Origin of the sequence: Puia sp., assembly GCF_036500295.1 — a bacterium.
In the GTDB taxonomy this organism is placed as follows: Bacteria; Bacteroidota; Bacteroidia; order Chitinophagales; family Chitinophagaceae; genus Puia.
In genome coordinates this window covers 1-9,616 of the sequence record NZ_DASYCH010000093.1, presented here as the reverse complement: position 1 = coordinate 9,616, position 9,616 = coordinate 1, and the positions used below count along the sequence as shown (strand labels likewise).

General features: G+C 56.7%; 10 protein-coding genes. 2 read left to right on the top strand and 8 right to left on the bottom strand.

Annotated elements, in window-relative coordinates; all coding sequences use genetic code 11:
• Together VGM48_RS18490 and VGM48_RS18485 are read right to left on the bottom strand one after the other, a co-directional pair.
• On the bottom strand, positions 1-320 hold a 320-nt coding region (locus VGM48_RS18490; RefSeq protein ID WP_331581896.1), incomplete at its 3' end, for a hypothetical protein.
• A 14-nt stretch (positions 321-334) separates the two neighbouring features.
• Positions 335-1,708, bottom strand: coding sequence for a M20/M25/M40 family metallo-hydrolase (locus VGM48_RS18485; protein ID WP_331581893.1), 1,374 nt, complete (start codon positions 1,706-1,708; stop codon positions 335-337).
• 104 nt (positions 1,709-1,812) lie between these two features.
• On the opposite strand from VGM48_RS18485, the gene bshA reads away from it, so the two are divergent.
• Positions 1,813-2,940: an N-acetyl-alpha-D-glucosaminyl L-malate synthase BshA gene (gene bshA, locus VGM48_RS18480; RefSeq protein WP_331581891.1), complete on the top strand. Its 1,128-nt coding sequence runs from the start codon at positions 1,813-1,815 to the stop codon at positions 2,938-2,940.
• A gap of 64 nt (positions 2,941-3,004) precedes the next feature.
• Here bshA and VGM48_RS18475 read toward each other — a convergent pair whose 3' ends face one another.
• From VGM48_RS18475 to porV, 5 genes are all read right to left on the bottom strand, one after another.
• The gene (locus tag VGM48_RS18475; RefSeq protein ID WP_331581889.1) at positions 3,005-4,318 is read right to left on the bottom strand and encodes a murein hydrolase activator EnvC family protein; all 1,314 of its coding nucleotides are present in this window, start codon (positions 4,316-4,318) and stop codon (positions 3,005-3,007) included.
• Positions 4,319-4,345: 27 nt separating this feature from the next.
• Positions 4,346-5,203, bottom strand: a complete 858-nt coding sequence (locus VGM48_RS18470; protein WP_331581887.1) for a DUF4292 domain-containing protein — start codon at positions 5,201-5,203, stop codon at positions 4,346-4,348.
• Positions 5,204-5,210: 7 nt separating this feature from the next.
• Positions 5,211-5,654, bottom strand: a complete 444-nt coding sequence (gene dut, locus VGM48_RS18465) for a dUTP diphosphatase (RefSeq protein WP_331581885.1) — start codon at positions 5,652-5,654, stop codon at positions 5,211-5,213.
• A 122-nt stretch (positions 5,655-5,776) separates the two neighbouring features.
• Positions 5,777-6,256: a 2-C-methyl-D-erythritol 2,4-cyclodiphosphate synthase gene (gene ispF, locus VGM48_RS18460; protein ID WP_331581883.1), complete on the bottom strand. Its 480-nt coding sequence runs from the start codon at positions 6,254-6,256 to the stop codon at positions 5,777-5,779.
• Positions 6,257-6,332: 76 nt separating this feature from the next.
• Positions 6,333-7,514, bottom strand: a complete 1,182-nt coding sequence (gene porV / locus VGM48_RS18455) for a type IX secretion system outer membrane channel protein PorV (RefSeq protein WP_331581881.1) — start codon at positions 7,512-7,514, stop codon at positions 6,333-6,335.
• A gap of 383 nt (positions 7,515-7,897) precedes the next feature.
• Between porV and VGM48_RS18450 the strand changes: the two genes are divergently transcribed.
• A complete protein-coding gene (locus VGM48_RS18450) occupies positions 7,898-9,442 on the top strand; it encodes an SUMF1/EgtB/PvdO family nonheme iron enzyme (RefSeq protein ID WP_331581879.1) in 1,545 nt (514 codons plus the stop codon).
• A 73-nt stretch (positions 9,443-9,515) separates the two neighbouring features.
• On the opposite strand, the gene VGM48_RS18445 is transcribed toward VGM48_RS18450, so the two are convergent.
• Positions 9,516-9,616, bottom strand: a 101-nt coding sequence (locus VGM48_RS18445) for an IS3 family transposase (protein ID WP_331581370.1), incomplete at its 5' end; no start/stop codon positions are given.

Here is a 9,616-nt window from a genome sequence, read left to right as displayed (position 1 = left end):
CGCCAGGGCAGGGCGCCGAGATATTCGTAGTAGTGGAGCTGCACCTCTTTGCCGCTGGCCAGCTCGAGCCGTTTGGCGACGGCTTCGTTCTCGATACTGAAGGTAAACTCGTTGCTTTGCAGCGCGCTGTTCGGCTTGTTCTGGAACCCGGCGAGGATCACCTCGCCTTCATAGGTTTTCCAGAGATATCCTTTGTAGACGACATAGTTGAGCGTGCCCGCCTTCACGCCTTCGCCAAAGGGCCGCTCATAGCGGAAGTAGAACCAGATCGCCAGACCCAGCACGATCACCGCCACGACTATCCCGACAATTTTTTTCATACCGGATCAGTTATTTAGAACCCATACTTATCGACGAGATAGATCAGCGCGGCCATATTCACGGTACCCATCTCCAGCTCCCGCTTGTTCACGTTTTCGAGCACGTCGTTGCGCGCATGGTGATAGTCGAAATAGCGTTGCGAATCGGGCCGCAGTTCGCCGACCACGGCGCCGAGTTGCGACTGCATCGGACCGACATCGCTGCCGCCGCCGCCTTTCGCCAGTTCGTAGACGCCATAAGGCTTTAGCAGGGATACCCAGGGTTGAACTGCTTCCAGTTTCTCCGGCGACAACGACAGCGTAAACCCGCGCGGCGTAAACCCGCCGTTATCGCTCTCCAGCCCCAGCAGATGCTTCTCGCCTGCCGCCTTCGCCGCCGCCGCATAGGCGCGACCGCCGCGGCCGCCATTCTCTTCATTGGCGAAAAGTACTATGCGAATGGTATGCCGTGGCTTATAGCCGATCGCCTTCAGCGCCCGCAGCACCTCTATCGACTGTACGCAGCCCGCGCCGTCATCCATCGCCCCTTCGGCGGGGTCCCAGGAATCGAGGTGACCGCCCACCGTGATATACTGATCGGGGAATTCCGAACCGCGCAACTCGCCGATGACATTGTGCGCAAGGGTATCGGGCAGCATATGGGCGTTCGTATGGAGAGAGACGCTGACAACGCTCCGCCCGTCTTCCAAAACGGCGGCCAGCCGGTCCGCATCGCGCAGCCCCACCGCGACGGCCGGGATCTTGTGTGTGGTATCGCTATAGTTCATCGCGCCGGTATGCGGGTTGTTATCGATAGAAGAACTCATGCTCCGCACCAGCACGGCCAGCGCCCCATATTTCGCCGCGCGGCTTGCGCCCGCGCCCCGGTACCGCACCGCATCGCTATAAGCCTGGAAGGTCTCGACGAAGAAGGGGTTGAATTTATAGTCGTAGAAGACGATCTTGCCTTTCAGGTCGTCTTTGTGCTGCTCCAGTTCGTCAAAATTGTGGACCAGGATCAAGGGCGCCTTGATGCCCCTGGGCCCCGTGCCCACCGAATTGCCCAGCGCCAGGATATCCAATGCGCCCATCTGCCGCGCATTTCCGGCCATGCCGGCCTTGCTGTCGGTCCAGAAGTTCGCCTCATCTTTTCCACCCCGCACCCAATGCGGAACCATGCACTCCTGCAGCCAGACCTTGTCGGCCACCGCGTCCTGCAGGGCCGCCTGGCCCCATTTCTCGGCCTTATAGTAACCGGCGCTGCCCGAAAGCCGCGCCCCCACCGTCTTTGTCAGCACCCGCAGATTGCCGTAGGCCTTGCCGTCCGTCAAGATCGTGTCCGCCAGCCGGCGGATCAGCACGGAATCCTCCCCCGTCTGCCCCCACGCGGCACCTGCCGTAACTACCAATAAAAAGATTAGTAAACTGCGACTCAACAATTTAGGGTGCATCGATGTTAATTTGCCGCTAAGGTAGGAATCTTATTATCTTAGCCAACGGCAAAAAATAAAATATGCGCATAGGAATTGTCTGTTATCCCACCTTTGGTGGAAGCGGCGTACTGGCCACGGAGTTGGGAAAGGCCCTGGCCGACAAAGGTCACCAGGTGCATTTTATCACCTACCAGCAACCGGTTCGGCTCAATGAGTTCAACGCGAACATCTTCTACCATGAGGTGCGCGTGTCCAACTATCCGCTTTTTGACTACCCCCCTTACGAAACGGCACTCGCCAGCTCGATGGTCGATGTCATCATCAACCACCAGCTGGACCTCCTACATGTGCACTATGCCATCCCGCATGCTTCCGCGGCTTACATGGCCAAGAAGATCGTCGAGGCGCAGGGCCGTTATATCCCCGTCATCACCACCCTGCACGGCACCGATATCACGCTCGTGGGGCGCGACAAGACCTTTGCCCCCGTCGTCGCCTTCTCGATCAACCAAAGCGACGCCATCACGGCCGTTTCGCAGAACCTGCGCGACGAGACCTTCCGCACCTTCCCCATCGAGAAGGAGATCCGCGTGATCCACAACTTCGTCGACACCCACCGCTTCCATCGCAAACCGATCGACGCCTTCCGCCGGGTCATCGCGCCCAACGGCGAACGTATCCTCCTCCACGCGTCCAACTTCCGCAAGGTGAAACGCGTACAGGATATCGTCAGGATCTTCGAGATCGTTCGCAAGAAGATCCCGAGTAAGCTGCTCTTCGTCGGCGATGGTCCCGAACGCTCCGGCGCGGAGAGCCTTTGCCGCGACCTCGATATCTGCGACGACACCCGGTTCGTAGGCAAGCAGGAACAGATGGAGGATATCCTGGCCGTAGCCGATCTATTTCTCCTCACCTCGGAATATGAGAGTTTTGGATTGGCCGCACTCGAAGCGATGGCGGCGGGCGTTCCCGTGGTTTCGACCAATGCGGGCGGGCTCCCGGAAATTCAGATCCAGGGCGAAACGGGCTTCCTCGATGATGTGGGGGATATTCATGCGATGAGCGAGCACGCCATCCGCATCCTGCAGAACGATGAGACGCTAAAAGAGTTCAAGGCTAACGCCACCGCCCATGCGAAGAATTTTGATATTCACCGCATCGTCCCGCAGTATGAGGCGTTGTATAACCGGTTCCTGACGCTGGCTTAGGGCGTCCCCTAAGGGCCGGGCTCTCTGTCGCGCACGGCGCTCCTGCCGATCCCTGACGCATCCATCACGGCCGCAACCAGGTCTCGGGGTTGAGGTTATTCCCTTTTTCGTTTGAAAGGACAAACTCCAACTGCGCGATCTCGCCTACCCGGCCGATGATCTGCCCGGTCGACACCTGCTGCCCCTTGGTCACCGAAACGGTGGAGAGATTGGAGTAGGTGGTAAAGTATTTCCCGTGCCGGATCATAACTGCCTGGACGTCGCCGACGCTGAAGACGCTCTGCACCTCGCCTTTGAAGATGGATTTCACCGCGGCTCCCGCCTGCACGTCGATCGTGATCCCCGCGTTGTCGTGCCAGATCCCTTTGATATATTCATGCCGGCCGAAGGACATGGAGATCGTCCCGGATACCGGCCAGGGAAGCCGGTGTTTGTTGATCTCGAAGTCCCCGGTCAGATGTACGTCCTCTTCGGAAGAGAACACCGACTTGGCGGACGTCTTCACTGTATTGAGGGTAGCCGGCGCCACGGCAGCTTCGTCCGGCCGGTTTGCCTTTGCGGCATTGGCCCTGTCGGCAGCGATAGCCCGATCCGAAGCAGCCCGCGCATCCGCATTCTTTCTCGCCTCTTTGATCGCCAGGTCGCGCGCGCGTTTGATCGCCGCATTGATAGCGCCGGCCAACTTCTGGTCCTGGCGTTGTTTGGCCGCCATCTCTTTCTTCAGCGACTTCTCCTGTGACTGGAGCCGGTTGACCATGGCATCCTTCTCCTTCTTTTCATCCTCGAGCAGGGCCCGTTCCCGGTTCTGTTTCTTCAGCGCTTCGTCCTTTGCCTGACGCGTCACCTTCAACCCGTCGATCTTGCCCTTGAGCAGATCCTGGGTGCGGCGGATATTCTCGGCCCGTTCTTCCCGGTAGGCCCGGTAAGACTTCAGGTATTGGATGCGCCGGATGGCGTCGTTGAAATTGGAGGCGGAAAAAATGAAGTTCAGGAAGTCATAGCTGCTGCGGTTCTTATAGGCGAAGACGACGCTCTGGGCATATTGGACCCGGAGGGTGTCCAGTTCGGACCGCAGCTTCAGGATCTCGCGCCAGGACTCGTTCATATCGCCCTGGATCACGTTGATCTGTGTGTTGATATTGCGCATGGCCGACTCCCGCAGCTTCAGCCGGCGCTGCAACAGGGCCAGCTGGCCAAGGGTCTCGCGTTTGTGGGTATGCGTCTCGTCAAGGGTCCGTTTCACGTCCTCGATCTCCTTCTGGATGGTGGCCCGTTCTTTTTCCAGGTCTGCCCGACTCTGAACGGGGGGCTGCTGGGCAGCCAACCGGCCGGCGAAAGCCAGTAAGACAACTGCGGCAGTTGCGAGTTTTTTCAGCATATACCTTAAGTTACAAAATAGTAACGTCTAACGGCGCTTATAATTTTTCGGAACCTGAAAAGAAGTGCTTAAAGGTTCGTTAAACTTGAATTGCTTCACGTTGATCTCGATATCCACCTTCGTCTTCTCGGCAACAGATATGCGCCGGTAGGTCGAGAAATTCATTCCTCCGCCGTGGTCGTACTCCCCATAGGTGAGGTCGCCGGTGCGGGCCCGCAGGGGGTCGACATCGTCGAGCTTGCTGTGCTGGAGGGTATAGTCGGGGTTGAGCGTAAGGTAATTGCGGAAGGGGGTACCGGCGCTGAACAGGGTCACTCCTTTGTTATCCTCTTTGTAGAAGAGGATACGCGCGGTATCCACATAGATGGGGTTGCCGATGAGCAGATCCTGCAGGGTAATGAAATCGATGGGCAGGTGGATCTGTTCCTGCAGGTAGGTGACGGACCGCAGGCGGGCAATCTTCTTTAGTTTGTCGAGGATCTTCACGCTGTCGGGGGTGATCAGCAGGCGGAAGGCCTCGATGCCCGCGAAGGCGTTGATCGAGACCCAGATCATGCTGTCTTTCTTGATCCGCACGACGGCATTGAATTCGGAGCCCTTGCCGTCGGCGCCTTCATAGTGGACATGCATATGGCCCGAAAAAGTCTGGAAGTCGATGGTGTTATGGACCAGGCCCACGAGCGACTGCCGGATCACTTCCATCGAGTCGGCATGGGCATCATGGGGCTTTGAGGCCCGCGCCGCCGCCCGGGCGGCATCACCCGTCGTATCCCGGGGAATGGCCGTCGTCGCGATCGCCTTCTGTATCTTCTTGGTGCCGCGGCAGCCCCCCATAAAACCGATCACTACCAAACCGAGGACGAGGGCCGCAATGAATTTCTGCATAGGTTAATTACAATTTTCCTGTATGTCCGAATCCGCCGGCGTTACGGGCCGTTTCATTGATGATCTCGACGCTCTCCCAGCCGATCTGGATCACGGGGCTGACCACCATCTGCGCGATGCGGTCGCCGGGATGCAGGGTCTGCGGGTCCTGCGAGAGATTGATCAGGATCACCTTGATCTCGCCCCGATAGTCGGAGTCGATGGTGCCGGGGGTGTTGAGGCAGGTGATCCCCTGTTTGATCGCCAGTCCGCTGCGGGGGCGCACCTGGGCTTCGTAGCCATGGGGGAGTTCCATGAACAGGCCGGTAGGGATCAGCTGCCTTTCCAGCGGTTGCAAAACCACGGGCGCTTCGAGATGGGCCCGGAGGTCCATGCCCGCAGACCCGGCCGTTGCATATTCGGGCAGGGCATTGGGAGATTGGTTGATGATCTTAACCTTTATCATTGACATTTCGCAAATATAGGACGAAGCTATGGGCTTAAGCTAAAAAATAAGCCCTGCGCTTCGCCCGTCTTATGACGGGCCTTCGGCCGATTGGCCTTCGGCCCATCCTGACGAAGCCATGGGCCCTCCTAAATCTTCTCCAACAGTACCGTCGCATAGGCCACGAGCCCTTCGCCCCGGCCGACAAACCCCATCTGCTCCGTCGTCGTCGCCTTGATGGAGACGTCCTCCATGGTGATCTCCAACAACCGGGCCATGGTCTCGCGCATCGCGGGCGCATACTTCATGATCTTCGGCGCCTCGAGCGTCACCGTACTGTCGATGTTCACCACCCGCCACCCACGGTCCTTCACCAGCCGCCAGGTCTTTGCCAGCAGGATCTTGCTGTCGATATCCTTGTACGCGGGATCGGTATTGGGGAAGTGCTGCCCGATATCCCCGAGCGCCAGCGCCCCAAGCAGGGCGTCGCAGATGGCATGGATCAGCACATCGGCATCGCTATGCCCCACGGCTCCCCGCGGTGAGGGGACCTGCACCCCGCCCAGCCAGAAGGCCCGGCCCTCCGCCAGCTGATGAAAATCTATTCCGAAACCGATCCGCATTCCCATATGATCGCGCCTTTGGTATAAAAAAATGGTCCCGGACAATCCGGGACCTTTCAAAGATATGTACTATATGATGAAGTTAGTTGGTCGTCGTCTGGGTATTGGTATTCCCCTCGTTGGTGTCGAGATCGAAGGTCAGCCCGAACCGAAGTGTGTTGGACAGGGGGTTGCGGTTCGTCCCGCTGCCCGAGGGCACGAGATAGGAGAAGTTAAGCCCCATGACATTGTACTTCAAACCGACGCCTACGCTGAAATACTTCCGGTCGCCCTTTGTCGGGTCCTCGTAGTAGTAACCGGCGCGGACAAAGAACTGATCCTGGTACGCATACTCCGCACCCAGGGAGAACTGCAGGCTCTTGAACTGGTTCTCGCCGCCAAAGCTGCTGAACCAGCTGCCCGTAAGCGACTTGTTATGATAGGCGGCGATATTGACATTGTCGATGGAGTCGTTGCCGGTAGCCGTCGGCGGAACGGGAACCAATAGCTTGTGGATATCCAGCCCCACCATCAGCTTGTTGTCCTCGTTGAAAATGGTGGTATAGCTTGCCCCCAGGCCAAGATCGGCGGGGATAAAATCCTTTTCGACCGCGGAGTTGGTGTAGCCGACCTTGCCGCCCAGGTTGGTCAGCGCCAGGCCGAAGTTCCAGCCACCCTTGTCATCCGTCACCCCGTGATAGTACAGGGAGATATCGGCGGCAAAGGTCTTTCCCGGCTGATAGGTGCTGCCGCTGGCGGCATAGCCCGAAGCCAGGTTGGAATAGATGTACCGGCCGGCCAGGGCGATGCTCAGCTTATCGGCGAGCTTCCGGGAATAGCCCAGATCGAAGCTGAATTCCCGGGGGTGACCGCTGCCCAGTTCGTTGCCATTAAAATCTGTGAACTGAATATTCCCCAGGCTGAAATACCGGATCGAGGCTGACAGTGCGGAAAGATCGTCCAGTTTCTTGTAGCCGGAGAATGCAAGAAGATATACATCGTTGAGTCCCAGGTCTTTCAACCAGGGAGTATAGGTCAGGCCAATGCCCAGGTCCTTCTTGGCGAAGGGGATCTTTGCCTGGTTGTAAAAGGATGAGGAAGCATCCGGTGAGGTGGCGACACCCAGGTCGCCCATACCTCCGGCACGGGCATCCGGAGAGATCCGTAGGAAAGGTACGGCAGTGGTGGTAACATTGAGCTGATTGGCTGTCTGGCCCAACGCGCCTTCCTGCCCCGCAAAGACTAACACTAATAAAGCAGCTAATCCCTGGTAAAATCTTTTCATGAGCTGATTAATTTTCATTTTTTACAAACGTAGAGATGTAGATTTGCGATATAGGCTGCTAAATTAATGATTTTTAAGATATTGCAAATTTGTGATGGTTGTTTGCCGGGTCGGCCGACGCCCTTGATAAACACCCTCGTTGCAACTCCTCTCCAACGGAGGCCGGGCAAAAATATTGCCCGCCTTGGTAAACAAAGTCCGTACCGAACCGTGTGTCCGGCCTGCCCCGGGGCGGTAAATATAAAACTTTCCGGTTCAATCGGATTCTCCGGCCTGGAATTTGTCCCATTGCTGGCAACTGTGAATAAGTTCGGCACGTATTTTTATACAATAATTACCCTCAAGGGAGCGTTTCTTCTCTTTACGGCTAAATGCGTCAAATTATGAATCTGAAAAACCTAGCAATCCTGGCAATCTCCGTATCCTTCTTTGCCTCCTGCTTTAAAAAGAAGCCGGAGCAGTCCAGCGTCACCGGCTGGAACTACAACGACTCAAAGATGGGCGGATTCCAGGTTTCGAAAGAAAAAGAACAACGTACCGGTCCCGGCCTGGTGTTCGTTCAGGGTGGTACATTCACCATGGGCGCGACTCAGGAAGATGTGATGAGAGACTGGAACAACGTCCCCAGACGTGTGACTGTCAATAGCTTCTACATCGACCAGACCGAAGTGGCAAATATCCACTACCGCGAATATCTGTACTGGATCAACCTGGTGTTTGACGCCGACGAGTACAAAGCTGTGCGGGATGCCGCCCTGCCCGACACCCTGTGCTGGCGCAGTGAACTGGCGTATAACGAACCCATGGTCGAATATTATTTCCGCCACCCCTCGTATAACTTCTACCCTGTGGTAGGCGTAACCTGGAAACAAGCGCATGACTTCTGTCTGTGGCGCAGTGACCGGGTCAACGAAAAGCTTCTGATGGATCGCGGTTATATCAACCAAAACGCCGTTAAGAACCTTCAAGGTCTCGGCCAGGAAAACTTCAACACGAAGGCTTACCTCATGGGTGAGTTCCAGGCCACTCCCGATAAGAAAGCCCGTACGAAGAGCAATCCCCTCAAGAACCCCAACGGTACCCCCCGTACCCAGGTTACCTTCGAAGACGGGATCCTTCTTCCCAACTACCGCCTCCCGACGGAAGCCGAGTGGGAATACGCCGCTCTTGGCTATATCAGCCAGAACCCGATGCCTGCCAAAAAGGATGGGCAACACGGTGAGGAGTTGATCGCCAACAAACAGGTCTATTCCTGGAGCAGCAACGTCAACGGCCTTCGCGATACGCGTCATGGCAGCTGGCAGGGTACCTTTATGGCCAACTTCAAACGCGGCGCGGGTGACAATATGGGTGTGGCCGGTGGTCTGAATGACAACGCCGTTTACACCGCACCTGTAAAATCTTTCTTCCCCAATGGCTTCGGTCTTTATAATATGTCCGGTAACGTGAGTGAGTGGGTAGCCGACGTCTATCGCCCGATGACGGGTCAGGACGCCGACGACGTTTCGCCCTACCGCGGTAACAAATTCCAAACCGTCGACTACGGCAAGGAAGGGAAGGCCGAACGCGATAGCCTTGGTCGCATCAAGATGCGTGCCGTCACCGATTCCGAGAGCATCACCCGCCGTAACTACCAGAAGGGTGACGTGATCAACTATCTTGACGGTGACTCCACCATCTCCGGCATTGCTTACGGTTATGGTAAGACCACCCTCATCAGCAACAAATCCCGCGTCATCAAGGGGGGTAGCTGGAACGACCGCGCCTACTGGCTCAGCCCCGGCACCCGCCGCTTCCTTGAAGAAGATCAGGCCAACAGCACGGTCGGCTTCCGTTGCGCGATGGATCGTGTCGGCAGCCCGGCAGGTAATGGCCGTCAGACGGGTATCAACTACAAACAACGCCGTCAGAACACCCGCAAACAATAAGAGTTTTTCAGATAATAGGAAAAGCCTCCCAAATGAACTGACCCCCAAAGTTTAGACGGGTTTAAAAATTAAGTTAAGCGGCTTGGGTTCGGTATTGCACCGGGCTCAAGCCTTTTAGTTTTAGTTTGATCCTGTCATGATTGTAATAGCGAACATAGTCAATAATCGCTTGCT